18 protein-coding genes and 1 tRNA gene are annotated in these 17877 nt (G+C 37.0%); 16 read left to right on the plus strand and 3 right to left on the minus strand.

Annotated elements, in window-relative coordinates; translation table 11 throughout:
- Window positions 1-40 precede the first annotated feature (40 nt).
- From ENH66_03940 to ENH66_04005, 14 genes are all read left to right on the plus strand, one after another.
- Window positions 41-1132: a type II secretion system F family protein gene (locus ENH66_03940; GenBank protein ID HDZ54816.1), complete on the plus strand. Its 1092-nt coding sequence runs from the start codon at window positions 41-43 to the stop codon at window positions 1130-1132.
- Window positions 1133-1148: 16 nt separating this feature from the next.
- Complete coding sequence (locus ENH66_03945; protein HDZ54817.1) at window positions 1149-1655, plus strand: hypothetical protein; 507 nt, start codon at window positions 1149-1151, stop codon at window positions 1653-1655.
- Window positions 1656-1783: 128 nt separating this feature from the next.
- Complete coding sequence (locus ENH66_03950; GenBank protein ID HDZ54818.1) at window positions 1784-2257, plus strand: hypothetical protein; 474 nt, start codon at window positions 1784-1786, stop codon at window positions 2255-2257.
- Between the two features lie 199 nt (window positions 2258-2456).
- Window positions 2457-3566 (plus strand): hypothetical protein, encoded by a 1110-nt coding sequence (locus ENH66_03955; GenBank protein HDZ54819.1) that lies wholly within the window; start codon window positions 2457-2459, stop codon window positions 3564-3566.
- A gap of 107 nt (window positions 3567-3673) precedes the next feature.
- Window positions 3674-4243, plus strand: a complete 570-nt coding sequence (locus ENH66_03960) for a hypothetical protein (protein HDZ54820.1) — start codon at window positions 3674-3676, stop codon at window positions 4241-4243.
- A gap of 149 nt (window positions 4244-4392) precedes the next feature.
- Window positions 4393-4767 carry a hypothetical protein gene (locus ENH66_03965; protein HDZ54821.1) on the plus strand — a complete coding sequence of 125 codons (375 nt, stop codon included), beginning with the start codon at window positions 4393-4395 and terminating at the stop codon, window positions 4765-4767.
- Window positions 4768-4847: 80 nt separating this feature from the next.
- Window positions 4848-5927 (plus strand): hypothetical protein, encoded by a 1080-nt coding sequence (locus ENH66_03970; GenBank protein HDZ54822.1) that lies wholly within the window; start codon window positions 4848-4850, stop codon window positions 5925-5927.
- A gap of 177 nt (window positions 5928-6104) precedes the next feature.
- Window positions 6105-6602, plus strand: coding sequence for a type II secretion system protein (locus ENH66_03975; GenBank protein ID HDZ54823.1), 498 nt, complete (start codon window positions 6105-6107; stop codon window positions 6600-6602).
- 243 nt (window positions 6603-6845) lie between these two features.
- Window positions 6846-7403 (plus strand): LemA family protein, encoded by a 558-nt coding sequence (locus ENH66_03980; protein ID HDZ54824.1) that lies wholly within the window; start codon window positions 6846-6848, stop codon window positions 7401-7403.
- 121 nt (window positions 7404-7524) lie between these two features.
- Window positions 7525-8424: a zinc metalloprotease HtpX gene (locus tag ENH66_03985; protein HDZ54825.1), complete on the plus strand. Its 900-nt coding sequence runs from the start codon at window positions 7525-7527 to the stop codon at window positions 8422-8424.
- Window positions 8425-8765: 341 nt separating this feature from the next.
- Entirely contained in the window at window positions 8766-9299 is a 534-nt protein-coding gene (locus ENH66_03990; protein HDZ54826.1) for a hypothetical protein, read from the plus strand.
- A 12-nt stretch (window positions 9300-9311) separates the two neighbouring features.
- Window positions 9312-9401: transfer RNA gene (locus tag ENH66_03995), tRNA-Ser, on the plus strand.
- A 200-nt stretch (window positions 9402-9601) separates the two neighbouring features.
- The gene (locus tag ENH66_04000) at window positions 9602-10150 is read left to right on the plus strand and encodes a mechanosensitive ion channel (GenBank protein HDZ54827.1); all 549 of its coding nucleotides are present in this window, start codon (window positions 9602-9604) and stop codon (window positions 10148-10150) included.
- Window positions 10151-10153: 3 nt separating this feature from the next.
- Window positions 10154-11026, plus strand: coding sequence for a mechanosensitive ion channel family protein (locus ENH66_04005; protein HDZ54828.1), 873 nt, complete (start codon window positions 10154-10156; stop codon window positions 11024-11026).
- Between the two features lie 60 nt (window positions 11027-11086).
- Here ENH66_04005 and ENH66_04010 read toward each other — a convergent pair whose 3' ends face one another.
- Genes ENH66_04010 through ENH66_04020 form a run of 3 tightly spaced genes read right to left on the minus strand, consistent with a single transcriptional unit; the run spans window position 11087 to window position 14472 of the window.
- A complete protein-coding gene (locus ENH66_04010; protein ID HDZ54829.1) occupies window positions 11087-12175 on the minus strand; it encodes a glycosyltransferase family 4 protein in 1089 nt (362 codons plus the stop codon).
- Complete coding sequence (locus ENH66_04015; protein HDZ54830.1) at window positions 12172-13275, minus strand: glycosyltransferase family 4 protein; 1104 nt, start codon at window positions 13273-13275, stop codon at window positions 12172-12174. The genes ENH66_04010 and ENH66_04015 overlap by 4 nt, the downstream gene beginning before the upstream one ends.
- Window positions 13276-13290: 15 nt before the next feature.
- Complete coding sequence (locus ENH66_04020; GenBank protein HDZ54831.1) at window positions 13291-14472, minus strand: glycosyltransferase family 1 protein; 1182 nt, start codon at window positions 14470-14472, stop codon at window positions 13291-13293.
- 252 nt (window positions 14473-14724) lie between these two features.
- On the opposite strand from ENH66_04020, the gene ENH66_04025 reads away from it, so the two are divergent.
- Window positions 14725-16542 carry a DNA primase gene (locus ENH66_04025; GenBank protein HDZ54832.1) on the plus strand — a complete coding sequence of 606 codons (1818 nt, stop codon included), beginning with the start codon at window positions 14725-14727 and terminating at the stop codon, window positions 16540-16542.
- A gap of 2 nt (window positions 16543-16544) precedes the next feature.
- Window positions 16545-17831, plus strand: a complete 1287-nt coding sequence (locus ENH66_04030) for a sigma-70 family RNA polymerase sigma factor (protein HDZ54833.1) — start codon at window positions 16545-16547, stop codon at window positions 17829-17831.
- Window positions 17832-17877: the final 46 nt, after the last annotated feature.

Genomic DNA, 17877 nt, shown 5'->3' on the forward strand with positions numbered 1-17877 from the left:
GCAGCCCAAATTCGTAAATGGCTTTCCGTGTATTCGTAATTTGAAAAGATTCGTAATTCGTATAGAAATTATGGGAGTTTCTCAAAAAGAAAAATTTTTCTTTGTCGAACATTTATCTTTAATGATTAAAGGAGGAATACCAATTTCTGAAGCCATAGAGACTCTTCGAGATGAGGCAAAATCACGAACTTTTCGAAAAATTTTATCAGATATTTCAAGAAGAACTTTAGAAGGCGGAAGTTTAGAAAAAAGTTTTGGAAAATATCCTCGGGTTTTTGATCGATTTTTCTTAAGTGTGGTAAAAATTGGTGAGACAAGCGGAACTTTAGATACAAATCTTAAATATCTTGCCTTACAACTTCGTAAAGATTACGAGTTGCGGAAGAAAATTATTGGAGCCCTTTTATATCCTTCCCTTGTTATTATTTTAGCGACAATGGTTATCTTGGGTACAATTTTTTGGGTTTTACCGAAAATAATTCCTGTTTTCCAAAATCTTCAGGCCTTGGGAATTGCTGGTGAGCTACCCTTAGCTACTAAGATTTTACTGAACCTAAACATCTTTTTAACAAAATATTGGTTTTTAATTCCTATAATCCTGATTTTGTCTTTTTCCGTTTTTAAAATTCTTCAGAAAATAAGATTTATCAGATTTTATTTTGATAAAATGGTTCTTTTACTTCCTGTCCTGGGAGGCATCTTTAGAAATATTAATTTAGCCAGATTTTCTTGGAGTTTTTACACTCTATTGAAAAGCGGCATGCCAATCTTAGAGGTTTTAGAAATTTGCTCTGATATTTCACCGAGTGAAGTTTACCGAAGGAATTTAATTTCAGTTAAATCTGAAGTGGAGCGAGGAGAAAAAGTTAGCTTTGGCCTCAAAAAAATTTCCAAAAATTTTCCACCAATTTTTTCGGAAATGATTTTGGTTGGAGAGAAAACAGGCTCTTTAGAAGAAAGTTCTTTATATTTAGCTCAATTTTACAGCCAGGAGACAGACTCTGCCATTCAAAATATTTCTGACCTCATCGGGCCAATTTTATTAATTTTTATTGGAATTTTTGTGATTTTAATCGCCTTATCAACGATTGTTCCTATTTATCAATTTATCGGAGAAATTCGTGTCCGCTAAAATCTTATCATAGACAATGAAAGGACTAAGCTTAATCGAGGTTTTATTGGTGACGATGGTTATTATGATTCTTTTTGCCTTGATTTTACCTTTTGGTTTAGATTTTTATAAAAGTCAACAACTAGAAACTCATACCCAAGGAATTTTACAGACCCTAAGAAGGGCTCAGATAAAAGCCATGGCCACCGAAGGAGATTCAAGTTTTGGTATTTATATTACTAATGATAATTACACTTTATTCAAAGGGATTTCTTACCAGAATCGCGATCCTCAATACGATGAAGTTTTTGATTTACCAACCGTCATTACCATAAATGACCAGCCAAAGGAATTTGTCTTTTCTAAATTTGAAGGAAAACCCTCACTAATTGGAAATATCGTTTTAAATAGCAATGATGAAAGTCGGATAATAAGTGTTAATAAATTTGGCACTATTTCTTTATTAATTCCAGCCGTTTCGCCATCTCATCCTTACCTTGCCCAGCTTCACTATCGCTGGAGAAACGACGATGGGATTGAATAAATCTTAGATAAATTGCTAAATTGTTACATTGCTACATTGTTACTAAAAGTCAGTTTAACAGTTGTGGTCTCTAAAATTGCTCTGGCAATTTTAGAAAGAAAACAATATAACAGTTTAACAATATAACAATGAATAAAGGACAGATATTAATTGAACTCGTGGTTGCTATGGGAATATTCGTTATTGTCGCGAACGTTTTATTTTTTTTGATTCTTGACAGTTATATTGCAGGTCGTTTGTCTGAAGAAATAACTATAGCAAATTTTTTAGCTGAGGAAGGATTAGAAGCAGCCAGGTCGATTAGAGATAATAATTGGACAGACCTTGAAAACGGAGACCATGGCCTGATAATCTCTGCTCCGGGAAATTGGCGGTTTTCCGGCACATCCGAGATGATTGATGGAAAATTTACCAGAATTATTAATGTGGGGGAAATTGATCTCAATAGGAAACAAATTATTTCTCGGATTATTTGGCAATTTACTGAAGCTAAGCCACAAGAAATTCGGTTAATTACCTATCTAACCAACTGGGCAGAGCCAATACCTCCTTACCTTGCCCAGCTTCACTATCGCTGGAGAAACGACGATGGAGGGGAGTAATATGAGGAGAATAAAAATATGTCACGTAGAGAAATTATCAACCATTCGTTTTGCTCCTTGTAATTATTTTATAATGAAGCGAAATGCGCCCTCGGCGCAGAAAGAAGCGGGGGCATAATAAAAAATTAAAATTAATATTAAGAATTTCGAGTAAACTAGATTAGCAACATCTAATTATTCGAAATTCTTCTAAGGGGGCATGAAAAGAACTATTAGAAATAATTTAGAGCATTTCTTAATTATTTTCATCATTTTTCTAATGGTGGCAGGTTGGATTTTTTCTGGCTGGCCGAAAATTTGGCAAAACCCGCCGATTCCGCCGGAGGTGAAAAAAACCCAGGCCCAGTCAGCCATCACATTAACTCCAGATGCTGACCTGGCCACCGGCACATGGGGCCTAACGCCACTTTTCTCTAAAGTTAATGAGGATATTGATAGCCCAGATGGGATTACTATCTCAACTACGTCCAGGAAAGATACCGTGAAATTCGGCTTGACCGATTCTTCTGCAGATGTAGGCACGGTCACGGCGATCAATATCCGGGTGCGCATATCAGCAACCCCGGACACCTACCATAATTTGGACACTTTCGTTAAGTCTTCTGACGGGGCTATCACCTTTGCCAGTTTCTCTTTTGACTCGTTATCTCCCACCATGACTAGTTTGACATCTGGCGATATCGCTGTGTCGATGACTAAAGCCCAGATGGACGATGCTATTTTTGAAATCAAGTCGGCTGACAAAGGAAAAGCCGATCCCGGTGACTGGGTTATTGATGCCACTAACCTTGACATTACCTACACCCCAACAGCCATCTTTCCAGCTACCTGGAGAGAAATAGAAGATACCCCAACTTCTGGTGTTAATAAAAACGAGAATATCCGTTTGAGAATTGAGGTAGCCAATACCGGATCAGAGGCCATAGACTACGATTATCTTTTAGAGTATGCCTCAAAAGTTGGAGCTGCCTGCGGGGATGATGAAAGTTTTAGCGTTGTTCCACTTTCCCCTACTATCGAGCATTTTGTGATGAGTACCAGTACTTATGTTGCTGATGGTCAGGATGTTACTGCTCAGTTGCAAAATTTGGAGGAATATACTTTTGTTACCGGTCAAATAGTTGCTGACCCTTCCAATTCCTCAGGGAACATTACTTTATCATTTGAAAATTATACTGAAATTGAATTTGTTTTTCAAGCTACGGTGAATGCTACCGATGGCGGTAGTTATTGTTTCCGGGTAACAAACGCTGGAGTGGTTTTAGATGAATATAGCGTGTTTCCTGAGTTACAAATTGCCGGGCCTTAAGATACAAACCAGTCGTCGCTTCGCTCCTCCTTGTAATTGCTACCGCAATTAAGCAAACCAGTCGTCGCTTCGCTCCTCCTTGTAATATTTCGTATTAAGACAGTATTATGAAGAATAAAGGTTTCACCTTAGTCGAACTTATAATTTATATTGCGATTATTGGAACAATATTCATTGTAATGACGGGATTTTTATGGAACGTTATTCTCGGGAACATAAAGGAAACCGCCTATCAAGAAACTCAACAAAATAGTAGATTTGCCATGATCAAAATAACTCAGGAAATAAAGAAAGCTACCGGTATCAATATCCCTCTTCCTGGTAATTCTGCAAATTCCCTTTCTCTGGCTATGTCAGCTGCCCATCTAAATCCTACAGTATTCGATGTGGTGGGAGGGAAGTTAAGGATCACTCAAGGCATTAGTGGGCCCCATGAATTAACCAGCGACCAGGTGATAGTAAGCAACCTTCAATTCGATAATCTTTCTTATCCGGATACTCCTGGGACAATCAGGATAGAAATGATTGTTGACCATATTAACCCTGGTGCTCGGGTCGAATACGAAGCTTCGATTAGTTTAAGATCAAGTATTAGTTTGATTCCGGGTGGGGCAGAAGCTCGGCCTTACCTTGCTCAGTTTCATTATCGCTGGAGAAACGATGATGGGGGTGAATAAATATTTATCCACGCACCAGAAGATCACGGGTTTTCTTGTGATGGGTGATGATTTTCAGTGCGGGATTCCGCCCCGCGCACAAGCCGGTGGGGAACGAGATCTCGTAACCATGGATATTATACGCTTGTGCCCGGAGTTTCATATTTTCAATGAAAGGTTTCATTGCCTTGATGGCAGTTTTAATAATTTTAGGTATAGTTCTGATGATTGGATTAAGCATTAGTTTCCTTAGTATTGGAGAAGTTAGTATGAGCCTGCAAAAAAGCCAGTCTTCCCAGGCTCATTATCTGGCCAGTCTTTGTGCAGAAGATGCTTTAATGAAGCTAAAAGAAGACCTTAATTATCCCGGAGGCGAAACTATTAACATTGAAAATGGGAGCTGCCAGATTCTATCGATTGAAGGTAATTGGACCATAAAAGTCTCAGCCAGTTTTCAAAATCAAACAAGAAAAATAGCAATAATGATAAACCAAATTAGTCCGGAAATAATCATTGATTCTTGGCAGGAAGTAGCCGATTTTTAGTATGCGAATAGCGTAGCTTCCCGAGCGCCGAGCACATAATACTTTATGTTCTCCGGTGCTTCGGTCAGCTTATACGAATAATGTTCAATTTTTTTAAAAAAACGATCTTTGGATTAAATATTTCCGATTACTCTATTAAGATAATTTCTTTGGAAGATCCCATTAAAGAGCCTAAGCTTTTGGCCATGGGAGGAGAAATTCTAGAACCGGGCATTATTAAAAGCGGAAAAATTATTGACAAAAAAAGGTTCGAGATTATTCTTAGATCTTTGGTCGAAGGCTTAAAATTTGGCAAGACAAAGACAGGAAAACTGATTTTCACTCTGCCGGAATCAAAAACCTTTATTCATTTTTTCGAATTACCAAAAGCTTTGGGAAGAGAAAAAATGAAGAAAGAAATAGAGCTTCAGGCCATTAACAATTTCCCTTTTTCCTTGAGCGAGCTCTATTTTGATTCTAGGGTTAGAAATAAGGGAGTTCTTTTGGCGGCCATCCAAAAAGATATTGTTGAGGATTATTTAGAGATATTTAAGAAATTAAAACTTTGGCCAATAGTTTTAGAAACAGAATCAATGAGCCTGGCTAGAGCTCTTATTGGCGAAAGCCAAAACACTATTTTAATCACAGATATTGGAGCAAGAACTACTAATTTCAGTATTTTTACTGAAAACTTTCTCAAGCTAAGTATTTCAATTGATATTGCCGGAGATAAATTCAGCCAGGTCTTAATGGAAAAATTAAGTATTCCTTTTCAGGAGGCCGAAAACATGAAAAAAGAAATTGGCCTTGATCCAGAAAAAAAAGAAGGCAAAGTTTTTTTAATTTTGCAAAAAGAGATCCAGGAAATCACTTCGGAGATTAAAAAAATTGAAGAATATTTTCAAAATAAATCTGGCAAAGTTATTGAAAAGATAATTTTAACCGGAGGATCCGCTGCTCTTCCTTATTTAACTGAATATTTTACAGAGAACTTAGAAAAACCTATTTCTGTTGGGGATCCTTGGAATAAAATCAATATTGATATTCTAAAGACAAAAGAATATTTCAAAGAAGCCCAAAAAGTCAATCCGATTTTATATACCACAGCCATTGGTTCGGCTCTCCGGGGACTAATGAAAAACCCGAAGATGATTGAAATAAATTTATTGCCAAAAAACTAAAATTTAGAGGGTTTAGTTTTCCACAAGACCTTTAATCTAGGAATTGGTATAATAAAAAAAGAAAAAAGGTCAAATCCCTCGCCACTTTTAGCCAAATCGCGTTTCGCAGTATTTAACCTCTCTAAAAGTGGTGGGGGAAAAGGTCGACTTTTAAAAATTTAAACTTCAAGTCGAAAAATGAAAATTTTTAATAAGAAAAGAGGGTTTACACTGATTGAATTATTAATAGTAATTGGTATTATTGCCGTTTTGATGGCCATAGCTATTGTAGCCATAAATCCTGCCCGTCAATTTGCCAAAGCTAATGATGCTAAACGTTGGGGAGATGTTTCTGCTATTGCCAATGCCATTTCCATAAAAATAGTTGACGAAAAAGGAGGTTGGAACACAACTGGCAATTGCGAAAATTTACTTGCCTTTACAAGTACCGACATTGCCCTTGCTTGGGATGGTACCGGAGCTGATGCCGCCGCTTTCGATATTTGCGATTGCATTGTTCCAGATTATTTGGGCTCTATGCCCTTGGATCCGTCAAATGGAGTAACACCAGATACGTTGCCTTGCGGCACTGCTTCTTATGATACAGGTTACAAAATTTCCAGAAATGCAGCTGGCCGAATTACTATTTCTGCTCCAGGTTATGAGTTCGAAGGTCCAATCTCGATTGGTCGCTAATAAATTTTCCCTAAATTAAAAGCGCTCCCCAGAAAGGAATTTTTCAATCCGGAGCAAATTTTGATTTTTTGATTAATGTGCAGAGCTAAGCTCTGCACATTTTGTTTACCCCCACACCATAACGAGCACTGACGCCGGAGGCGTAAAATACGAAGTATGTACTCGTTTGGTGTGGGGGTTGAAAAAATCCAGGAACAATCTATCATAAACGAAAGGTCGCTGAAAAAAGATAATTTTATTATTATGATTTCGACTCCAATTATTTTATTAGTTATTTCAGCAGTTATTGTTCTATGGGCGATTTTAACTTATAATCGTTTAATCACTCTTCGCAGTCGAACAAGGGAAGCCTGGTCGGATATTGATGTTCAGCTAAAAAGAAGATATAACTTAATCCCTAATTTAGTTGAGACAGTCAAAGGTTATGCCACCCATGAAAGAGAGGTCTTTGAAAAAGTGACCGAAGCCAGAGGCAGGGCAATGGGAGCTCAGACAATCAAAGAAAAAGGAGAAGCTGAAAATTTTCTTTCCAATACTTTGAAGAGTCTTTTTGCCGTAGCCGAAAATTACCCACAATTACGGGCTGCTGAAAACTTTTTGGAGCTTCAAAGAGAATTACGCGACACCGAAGACAAAGTTCAGGCCGCTAGAAGATTCTATAATGGAAATGTTAGAGATCTAAACATCAAAATTGAGAGTTTTCCAGCAAACGTAATCGCCAATACTTTCCGATTCACTAAAATGGACTTTTTTGAAATAGAAGAAGCTGCGTCTCGGGAACCGGTATCCGTTAAATTTTAAATCCGAAATGCTAAATTCTAAACAATATCTAAATTCGAATTTCGAATAAAAAAAGTTTCGAATTTTGGTTATTCGAATTTGTTTCGGATTTCGATATTCGAATTTCAGACTTTAAGAGGCTATGCCGACATTATATTCTCAGGCTGAATCCAACACTAGAAAAACTTGGCTTTATTTAATATTTTTTTTACTCTTTATAACTGGTTTAGGTTGGTTTTTCAGCTACTTATTTGACAGTCCGGTAATTTTGATTTTTGCTGTAATCTTCAGTGTCTTTATGAGTTTTGGCAGCTACTGGTATTCTGATAAGATTGTCCTGTCTTTGAGCAAAGCAAAACCGATTAAGAAGAAAGACAACCCCGAGCTTTATAGAATTGTCGAAAATTTATCTATTACCGCCGGTCTTCCTTTGCCCAAGATTTATATCATTGAAGAGGCCCAGCCCAATGCTTTTGCTACCGGTCGTGATAAAAATCACGCCGTTGTGGCTGTAACCCGGGGGCTTCTGGAAAAATTAGACAGAGCAGAATTAGAAGGAGTAATTGCTCATGAACTTTCTCACATTGGCAACAGAGATATTCTTTTAAGCACCATTATTGTTGTTTTGGTCGGAACAGTGGTTATCCTTTCTAGTGTGTTTTTAAGGATAAGTTTTTTTGGAGGAGGGAGAAGAAATAATAGGGGATCTGGAGGAGTAATTTTATTGGTTTTGGGGATTGCAGCTGCCATTTTAGCTCCCATTGCTGCCACTTTAATTCAGTTGGCAATTTCCAGAAAGAGAGAATTTCTAGCCGATGCTTCAGGATCTTTGCTAACTCGTTACCCCGAAGGCTTAGCCAGAGCTTTAGTTAAAATTTCTGCCGATCCCCATAATTTGAGAGTAGCCAATAATTCGACTGCCCATTTATACATTGCTTCACCCTTCCGGGGTAAAGAAAAAACTTCCCGGTTCCGCCGACTTTTTTTGACCCATCCACCGATAGAGGATAGGATAGAAGCACTCAGAGGGATGAATGTGTGAAATAATTAAATTGTTTACTTGCCCCGTAGTTAAACGAAGTTTATACTTCGGGGTGACACATCCTTCGATAGAGGAAAGAATTAAGGCCCTAAGGGGAATGAAAGCATCCGAATAACGGCAACCCTCGCCTTCATTTCATTTAGGCTCGGGGTATCCGAATGCGTCCATCCGAATATTTATTCGTAGCATTCGGATAATATTCGCCCCGAACCAATCCTCGCTTCGTTCGGATGGTACGGGGCGAGCACCTCTCGAAATAAAGCAAATATTTAAGTATTATTGGCCCCGTACTCAAATCCAACAGGATTTGTAGTACCGGGGTAGATTAGGATTATATTTTTATGACTTGTCCTTTTTGTCAAGAAAGTTTAGAGAAAACAATCTTTTATGGAGCAGAAATAGACTATTGCCCAAAATGTCTTGGTTTATGGTTTGAAGAGGATGAGTTAAATTTAGCTAAAGACAAGAAAGACGAGGGTTTAAGCTGGCTGGATATCGATCTTTGGAAAGAGAAGAGAAAATTTAAAATATCCCGAGATTCAAAGATTTGCCCTTTTTGCCGTTTACCTCTCTATAAGGTTAATTATGGAGATTCGAATATTAAGATTGATCTCTGCAACTTATGTCATGGGATTTGGCTGAACAGGGGAGAATTTAAGAAAATAATTGAGTATTTAAAAAAGAGAAAGGATTACGAAATTTTTAACAATTTTAATAAGAGGGCGATTAAAGAATTCTGGGAAATTTTCGTTGGACCCAAAGGCTTAGAAGAAGAGATTTCTGATTTTTTAGCAGTTCTGAAAATTTTAATTTATAAATTTTCTGCCCATCATCCTGCTATCATCAAAATAATTGCTAATTTGCCTCTAAAGTAGAAAGAGAGATCAGGAGAGGTCGCATAGTGGACTAGTGCAGTTGCTTGGAGAGCAACCGAGCCTTAACAGGTTCCGTGGGTTCAAATCCCACCCTCTCCGCCATCCTTCGCTAAAGCTACGGACTGGCTAAGCCCCGTAGGTTTGGCAAAGAAAGATGAGAGTGAATAGGTATTCCGAAGTCTTGACTTCGCCCAAACGACACCGCCTTGCAAAGGTTCGAGTTTTACCCCGCATATAAACTAAGTTTGCTGTGCGGGGCCCACCTCCTTCGCCTTCTATCAATTATTAACTAAAATAAAACTATGATCTTCCAAAACATCGATCTTCAAAACATTCTTCAAAGTTTAATTGTCTGGCTTTCATCCCATGGTATAAAAATCATTTTAATCTTAATTGCCGCTTATTTTGTTAATCGGGTCTTGAGAGTTTTCATTGAAAAAGCAATTAAAAGAGCAATTACAGATAAACTGGACGGAGCTGGAAAAAAAAGAGCGGAAACCTTAATTGGTGTTTTTGGCGGAACTTTAAAATTTATAATTTGGGCGGTAGCCCTTTTGACGATTCTTCCTGAATTTGGAATAAATATTGCTCCGATATTAGCTGGTGTTGGTCTAATGGGATTAGCCGTGGGTATGGCATCCAAAGATATAATTTCAGATTTTATATCTGGCCTTTTTATTCTTTTAGAAAATCAATACCAGATTGGGGACAAAGTTAAAATTGCCGGAGTGGAAGGAGTCATTGAAGAAATAACTTTAAGAAGAACCATTCTAAAAGATTCAGAAGGCGTTTTGCATTATATTCCCAACAGTCAAATAAAAGGAGTAGCCAAAAAATTAAAAAAGACTTAACTTATGAATTTACCTGCCTTTCTTACCCAGCAGAACATTCTTCAAAATTTGATGCCTTGGTTTTTATCCCACGGTTTGAAAATAATTTTAATTTTAATTGGGGCTTGGTTAATTAACCGATTTGCCAGAATGTTCATTTCCAAGTTAGCGAAAAAATTTGTTGGGCGGACTTATAAAATCAGGGACGGACAGGCCCAAGAAAAAAGAGCAAAAACCTTAGAAAGTGTTTTGGGTTCTGCCCTAAGCGTTTTAATCTGGTTAATGACAGGCCTAATGATTATTTCTGAGTTTGGCGTAAATATTGGGCCACTCCTGGCAATAGCTGGAGTAGCTGGCATAGCTTTTGGTTTTGGCGGCCAATATTTAATTCGAGATTTAATTTCCGGATTCTTCATTATTTTAGAGGATCAATATCGAGTAGGGGATGTGGCCTGTGTGGCAGATACCTGCGGCTTAGTGGAAGATATAAATTTAAGAAGAACAATTTTGCGAGACTTGGACGGAGTAGTTCACTATATTCCCAATGGAGAAATTACCAAGGCCTCTAATCTAAGCAAACAATTTTCCCGAGTTAATCTAAATATCGGGGTAAGCTATAGCTCAGACCTTGAGAAAGTGATTAGAGTGGTCAATAAAGTCGGTCAAGAGATGGCCAAAGACCCAAAATGGGCAAAAGATATTCTAAAGCCGCCTCAGTTCCTGAGAGTAGATGATTTCGCAGATTCTGCCATTACTATTAAGATTTTGGGCGATACCAAACCCTTAAGACAATGGGACGTGACCGGCGAGCTTCGCAAAAGATTAAAAATCGCTTTTGATAAAGCAGGAATCGAAATTCCATTTCCTCAAAGAGTCATTCATAAGGCCAAAGACTAAAACAAAGTTTTCCGAAATCAAAAACAAAAAAGCCCTTTAAAGGGCTTTTTTAAAATTAGATTATCTACTTAAGATTTCTTGATAGACTTTTTCGTAGCCATCAACCATTTTCTCAATAGTAAAATTTTTTTCAACTCGTTCTCTGCACTTTTTTCTGTTAATTTTATCTATATCTTTAATTGCCCCGGCCATTTCCAATGTATTTTTAACAATAAATCCTGTCTCATTATTTTTCACTATTTCGGGAACACTCCCTTGGTTAAAAGCAATCACCGGACAACCGCAAGCCAAAGCCTCTATCATTACCAGCCCAAAAGGCTCTTCCCAGGAAATAGGGTAAAGCAAGGCTTTGGCATTTTTTAAGAGTTTAACTTTCTTTTGGTAGTTAACCGGCCCAATAAAGAATATTAATTTATTATCGATTTTAGGTTTTATTTCTTTTCTAAAATACTCTCGGTCTCTGGGATTAACGGTGCCGGCAATAACTAATTTGTTTTTTGTTTTTTTAGCCACTTTAATTGCTTCCAATAGTCCTTTTTTCTTTGTAATTCTTCCTAGCCAGGCTAAATAATTTTGATGCTCTTGAGAGAAAGGAAAATTTTCTATTGGCACCCCGTGATAGATAACTTTCAAAAAGTTTAATTTTGTTTTAACCTGATTTTTCTGGCTTTTAGAAATGGCTGTCCAAAAATTTTTCTTATATTTTTCTAAAATTAATTTCTCTATTCGACTTCGTTCGGCTGTAGCGAAATCCCCGTGATAAGTAGTAAGAACGGGAGTTTTTATTAAAGACGAAAAGAACAGCCCATAGTAATGAAAGTGATTATGAATAATATCAAATTGACTAGCTTTCTCAAAAGGCAAAACAGCATGATAAAGAGAGGGGAGAGCATGGGCCCAAGAAAGTTTTTGTGCTAATCCAGAAAGCAGATTTTTCATCATCCCAAGGCCCAAAGCTTTCTTAAAAGCATATTCTAAATTAGCCGAAGTTTTCGAATTCTTAGTGGCAAATAAAGTTACTTTATGTCCCCTTCGAACTAATTCTTTAGTGAGATTATAAACTACCAATTCTGTTCCACCATAAGTTTTCGGTGGCACATTAATAAAAGGGGTAGAGAGTTGGGCGATTTTGAGTTTTTTTGGTTTCATGTTTTACTTCTAATTTCTTTATAAGCTTTTTCATAATTTTCCACCATTTTTTTTAAGCTAAAGTTTTTTTCAATATGCTTTCGGCAATCTCGAGGATTTATTTCATCAATTTTGTTTAAAGCTTTTTTCAACCCCTCAATACCTTCTTTTGGTTTGACCACAAAACCGGTTTTTCCATTAGCTACCAGTTCAGATACTGCGCCCCTATCAAAACCAATAACTGGTGTTCCACAACTCATACTTTCTGCCACCACCAAACCAAAGGGTTCATACCAGTTGACTGTCATTAAAAATGTTTTTGCTTTTTGCATTAATTTCACAACCTCCTTTTTGCTTAGGGGCTGTTCAGAAGAGATGGGGCCTATCCATTTAATTTTATTGTTCAAATAGGGTTTAATATCTTTTTTAAAAAATTCTGGGTCTTCAACGTTGCCAGATAGCAAAAGCCTTGAATTAGTTTTTTTAGCCAATTTAATCGCCCATCTTACTCCTTTTGGGTCTAAGAAATTTCCTCTTTTGTCTTTAGCTTTACTTAATCTTCCGATCCATAAAAGATAATCATCTTTTTTTAGAGAGAAACGATAGAGATTTGTATCTACTCCATTATGAATGACTTTCCATATTTTAGTCTTTTCGGCTAATTTTTTATGGGCATAAGAAATAGAAATAAAATAACAGTTTTTTAAGTCATTAAATTGAGACAGAACTTCATCTAACTGGGGAGTCATTTGGGCATGAATAGTGGTTAAAACGGGTACTTTTAATTTGTCTATCACCAAGAGGTTTATAAATTCAGGATAGCTGTGGTTATGGATAATATCGAATTGATTACCGATTTTCTCCAAAATTTTAGCCTGCTTTACTAAAAAACCAGTTTCAGCATAAAAAGGATTTTCAAAAGATTTCAGCTCGCCAAAAGCCTTGGGAATTATTGGAATAATTTTTGCTCCTGAAACAAAGCTGTTTTTTGTCCCCAAAATTGAAACCATATGCCCAGCCTTAATAAGTCCTAAACTTAAATCAAAAATAACCCTTGGTCTTGCGGCTGTGATTTCGGGTCCAACTTTCCTTTTTAAGGGGGCAACAATAAGAATTTTCATAAAAATTTCTCCGTTTTATTTTATTCTTTTATTATTGCTACCTATTTTTCGGTAAAGGCGATGAAATTTAAAAGCTATTTTCTTCCAGGCAAATTTTTCTTCAACTATTTTCTTGGCTGCTTCCCCCATTTTCTTTCTTAGCTCATCGTTTTCTAAAAGTTTATTACAGGCTCCGGCAATTTGTTTTGAATTATGGGGTCTGACAAAAAAACCATTAACGCCTTGTTTAACTAAAAGGGGAATACCTCCTTTTCTGGTAGCTACTACTGGAGTTTTGGCGGCCATTGCCTCTAAAATTGTTAGGCCCAGAGGTTCGTCCCAAACAGATGGAGCCACAAAAACATCAGCTCGATAATAAAAATTAATTAAGTCTTGACCGCTTAAATATCCTATAAGATGAACGTTTTTTAATTGTTTTTTGGCGGTAAGGTCTAAAAGATATTGTTTTTCTGGCCCTTCCCCTAATAAAAATATTTCACCCTTAATATCTTTTGCAGCATTAACTAGGTAGCGCGCTCCCTTATGAGAAATAAGCCTGCCGGTAAAAAGCACAACCTTTTTATCCTTAATTTTATATTTTTTATCCATAGCTGAGGTGTCTAACTTTAGGGGAAAAAGACTTATATCAACTCCGCCGGGAATAACGTGAAGATTTTTTTTATAACTCCGGCCAAATATTTTTAGGAATTTACTTCTTGAGTCTCCACTGACAACTGTAATTGCTTTGGCTTGCCTTACTGCATCTTCAGACAATGGAAGATATCTTTTATCGGAAAGCAGGCCGTAGAGGCAGCTTCCATGGGAAGTGATAATGTATTTAACTTTTTTTAAAGCGCTGATATATCTTGCTACCCAACTAGTTAAAGAAAGGTGGTGAACATGAATTAGGTCTGGCCGAAAGTTAGATACCGCTTCCAGGGTTGTATCTAAGTAGGATTTGTAAATTTCAGTCATTTCTCTCTCGCTTAGTTCTGAATATCTTTTAGCTCCCTTTAATTCCGGGTGATCTACGAATACCGGGACTTGGGGCGGAGTAGCCCGATATTGTTTTATTTTATCTGCCAAAAATCGCCTCTCCTCGGGGGCAATAATTCCTATTTTGTGGTTTAATTTTTCTAATTCTTTAATTAAATGTCGGACATAAGTTCCAGAGCCTGATCCCCACAAAGGAAAATCATAAAGGAAAAGTATTTTCATAACGAATCTATTTCTAAAATCCCGCCATTGACGGGATCGTTAGTTTATAATTTACTTAATCCACCTCTTCTTAATCCACCTCTTATTGTATCTTTGGCGAAAAGGTTGTGTCAACTCTTCACCTTTAGCAAAAGGTGAAGGGTTGATCTCCATACCAATTTAAGGATGAACGGAAATTGCCCGCTTCGAAAATTTATGTTATGATAATTTTGTTATAAAGATGGATTTAAAGGGATTTCCTTATGTTAAGTTATGTTAAGCTCGCCAATCGATGAAATAAAGAACCGTTTGGATATAGTTGAAGTTATTCAGGGTTATATTAGGCTTCAAAAAGCCGGAGCAAATTTCAGAGCTCTCTGTCCCTTTCATTCAGAAAAAAAACCTTCTCTTTTTGTTAGTCCGGCCCGTCAAATTTGGCATTGTTTTGGGTGTGCCAAGGGCGGCAATATTTTTCAATTTGTGATGGAAATTGAAGGGGTTGAATTTGGTGATGCCTTAAGAATTCTAGCTCAAAAAGCCGGAGTGGAACTAAAAAGGCAGGACCCAAAATTGAAAACTGAACGTCAAAGACTCTATGAGATAGTAGAGCTGGCTACTAAATTTTTTGAAAAACAGCTCATAGACAGCAAAACAGGTAAAGATGCTGAAAAATATCTTTTGAAAAGAGGAGTTAACGAAGGCAGTATTAAGAAATGGCGTTTAGGCTATGCTCCCGATACCTGGCAGGGGCTTTCTGATTTTTTGGTTAGCCGAGGTTATCACAGAGAAGAAATAGTTAAAACCGGCTTGGCCATTAAAAAAGAGAACACCGGAGGAGATTCGGGAGAAATTCGCGAGAATTTAAGAAATACATATGACCGTTTCCGGGGCAGAATAATTTTTCCGATTTTTGATTTAAATTCTCAGATAGTTGGTTTTGGTAGTCGAATTGTCAACGTAGAGCAACGAAACCATTCCTCAGGATTTGTTTCTTCTGAGATCGCAAAATACGTTAACACTCCTATCACTCTCTTATATGACAAAAGTCGAATTTTGTACGGTTTAGATAAAGCCAGGGTAGCTATTAGAAGAAATGATTCATGTATTTTAGTTGAAGGCTATATTGATGCTATTTTATCTCACCAAGCAGGTCAGGAGAATACGGCAGCTACCTCAGGAACGGCTCTAACCCCTTATCAATTAAAAATTCTTCGTCGTTACTCAGAAAACTTACTCACTGCCTTTGATATGGATATTGCCGGGGATACAGCCACCAAAAGAGGAATTAACTTAGCTCAAAATCAAGGATTTAGTGTTAAGGTTATAGTGATGCCAAAAGGAGAAGATCCTGCCGACGTAATCTCCAAAGATCCTAAAAAATGGGAAAAACTTATCGGAAAAGCAAGGGCTGTTGTTGATTTCTATTTTGAAACAGCTTTTTCTTCTGTTCTAGACAAAGGAGAAGATTTGACTCCAGAAGCGAAGAAAGAAATTTCCAAAATTCTTTTACCGATTTTAAAAAGAATTCCCAACAAAATAGAGCAGTCTCATTGGATTCAACAACTGGCCAGACGTCTTCAAGTAAAAGAAGAAGATATTGTAGAAGAAATGAATAAAACATCTTCTCAAAGAATTGATGCAGTTCAAGGGGATAAAGAATTTACTTCTGAAATTAAAAAAGAACCAAAATCACGAAAAGAGATGCTCGAAGAGAATATTGCTGCTATAGTTTTAAAGCACCCGGAAAAATTAAATCTAATCAAACCAAACATAATTAGTTATTTTTCCTCGGGCATAAAAGAAATAGTGACCGCGCTTAAAAAAAATCCTGATGGTAATATTGAAGGAAAGATTTCTCCGGATTTCATGGATTTATATAATTATCTTTCCCTTAAATCAGAGATCGAGGAAATAGAAGATACCGACGAAGAAATTAAGATTTGCAGCCGGGAACTTCGGTTTTTAGAGAAAAAAAATAAACTGAACCTACTTGGTCAGGAAGTTAAAAGAGCTGAAGAAAAAAAGGATTTTAAAAAAGTTAACACTTTGATTAAGAAGTTTAATAAACTTAGCCAGGAATTAACCGATTGATTATGGAAAAAACTAAAAAAATTAAAAAGAGTAAAAAAAGGAAGAAAAGCAGAAACAGGAGAGAAAAAAGCAAGAGCAATATCCCCAAGAAGAGAAAATTAAGAAAAAAAGGCCAAAGAAAGCAACGCAGAGGAACAAAGAGAGAAAAAAGGAGAAAACCTCGGAAGGTTAAAAGAAGAAAAAGAAAGAGACTTCACCGTAAAACAAAAATAGTTGCTCTCAAAAAAGAGATATTTAACCCCGAAGATTTGGCGGTTTTAACTAAAAAAGGGGAATTGCGGGGTTTTGTTACCTTCAGCGAAATTCTGTCTTATTTTCCCGAAGTAGAAAAAGATATCCAGGGCTTAGAACAGGTTTATGAAGAATTCGAAAGGCGGGGAATTAAAATTCAAGAGGCTCCAGAATTTTTAGAAACAAAAAAGAAGATTAAAAACGATAAATTAAAAACAAGCATAGGGGAAAGAATAGATTCAGTCCAGATATATTTAAGAGAAATAGGAAAGGTTTCTTTTTTGACCGCTGATCAAGAAAAAGAATTAGCTAGAAAAATTGAGAAAGGCGATGAAGAGGCCAAAAAGAGCTTAGCTCAGGCCAATTTAAGGTTAGTAGTTTCGATTGCTAAAAGATATATAGGTAGATCGCCCAACCTAACTCTATTAGACTTAATTCAGGAAGGGAACTTAGGCCTCTTTCGGGCAGTAGAAAAGTTTGACTGGAGGAGAGGCTATAAGTTTTCCACTTATGCCACTTGGTGGATTCGCCAGGCTATTACCCGGGCCTTAGCCGATCAAGCTCGAACCATCAGAATTCCTGTTCATATGGTTGAAACTATTTCTAGATATACTCAAATGAGAAGAAGGCTAGTGCAGGACCTGGGCAGAGAGCCTTTGCCGGAGGAAATTGCAGCTGAAATGGGAATAGAAGTTGAAAAAGTTCACCACATAATGAAAATTTCCCAAGAGGCAGTTTCTTTAGAGACTCCGGTCGGTGACGATGAAGACGACAGCGTCTTATCTGAATTCATTGAAGACGACAAAGAGATTTCTCCTTCTTTGGCTGCAGCCAGAACTTTGCTTCGGAGTAGAATTGAGGAAATTCTGATTGACTTAACCCCAAGAGAACAAAAAATTTTATCAATGAGATTTGGTTTAAATGATGGCATTACTCATACCTTAGAGGAGGTTGGCCAGGAATTTGGGGTAACCAGAGAACGAATTCGTCAAATTGAAGCCAAATCCCTTGAAAAAATTAGAGAACATAGAGGTTTAAAAAAATTAAGAGGATACTAACAGATAATTTCTAATTTCCCTGGATGCCGTGAGGCAGACTCCCCGG

It is taken from the genome of Candidatus Nealsonbacteria bacterium, assembly GCA_011050465.1.
Lineage (GTDB): Bacteria > Patescibacteriota > Minisyncoccia > Minisyncoccales > RBG-13-36-15 > RBG-13-36-15.

Bases quoted from the DNA above. Each gene is read 5' to 3' on its own strand.
- ENH66_03945 (HDZ54817.1), top strand. From the start codon at position 1,149: ATGAAAGGACTAAGCTTAATCGAGGTTTTATTGGTGACGATGGTTATT.
- ENH66_03950 (HDZ54818.1), top strand. From the start codon at position 1,784: ATGAATAAAGGACAGATATTAATTGAACTCGTGGTTGCTATGGGAATA.
- ENH66_03955 (HDZ54819.1), top strand. From the start codon at position 2,457: ATGAAAAGAACTATTAGAAATAATTTAGAGCATTTCTTAATTATTTTC.
- ENH66_03960 (HDZ54820.1), top strand. From the start codon at position 3,674: ATGAAGAATAAAGGTTTCACCTTAGTCGAACTTATAATTTATATTGCG.
- ENH66_03965 (HDZ54821.1), top strand. From the start codon at position 4,393: ATGAAAGGTTTCATTGCCTTGATGGCAGTTTTAATAATTTTAGGTATA.
- ENH66_03970 (HDZ54822.1), top strand. From the start codon at position 4,848: ATGTTCAATTTTTTTAAAAAAACGATCTTTGGATTAAATATTTCCGAT.
- ENH66_03975 (HDZ54823.1), top strand. From the start codon at position 6,105: ATGAAAATTTTTAATAAGAAAAGAGGGTTTACACTGATTGAATTATTA.
- ENH66_03980 (HDZ54824.1), top strand. From the start codon at position 6,846: ATGATTTCGACTCCAATTATTTTATTAGTTATTTCAGCAGTTATTGTT.
- ENH66_03985 (HDZ54825.1), top strand. From the start codon at position 7,525: ATGCCGACATTATATTCTCAGGCTGAATCCAACACTAGAAAAACTTGG.
- ENH66_03990 (HDZ54826.1), top strand. From the start codon at position 8,766: ATGACTTGTCCTTTTTGTCAAGAAAGTTTAGAGAAAACAATCTTTTAT.
- ENH66_04000 (HDZ54827.1), top strand. From the start codon at position 9,602: ATGATCTTCCAAAACATCGATCTTCAAAACATTCTTCAAAGTTTAATT.
- ENH66_04005 (HDZ54828.1), top strand. From the start codon at position 10,154: ATGAATTTACCTGCCTTTCTTACCCAGCAGAACATTCTTCAAAATTTG.
- ENH66_04010 (HDZ54829.1), bottom strand. From the start codon at position 12,175: ATGAAACCAAAAAAACTCAAAATCGCCCAACTCTCTACCCCTTTTATT.
- ENH66_04015 (HDZ54830.1), bottom strand. From the start codon at position 13,275: ATGAAAATTCTTATTGTTGCCCCCTTAAAAAGGAAAGTTGGACCCGAA.
- ENH66_04020 (HDZ54831.1), bottom strand. From the start codon at position 14,472: ATGAAAATACTTTTCCTTTATGATTTTCCTTTGTGGGGATCAGGCTCT.
- ENH66_04025 (HDZ54832.1), top strand. From the start codon at position 14,725: ATGTTAAGCTCGCCAATCGATGAAATAAAGAACCGTTTGGATATAGTT.
- ENH66_04030 (HDZ54833.1), top strand. From the start codon at position 16,545: ATGGAAAAAACTAAAAAAATTAAAAAGAGTAAAAAAAGGAAGAAAAGC.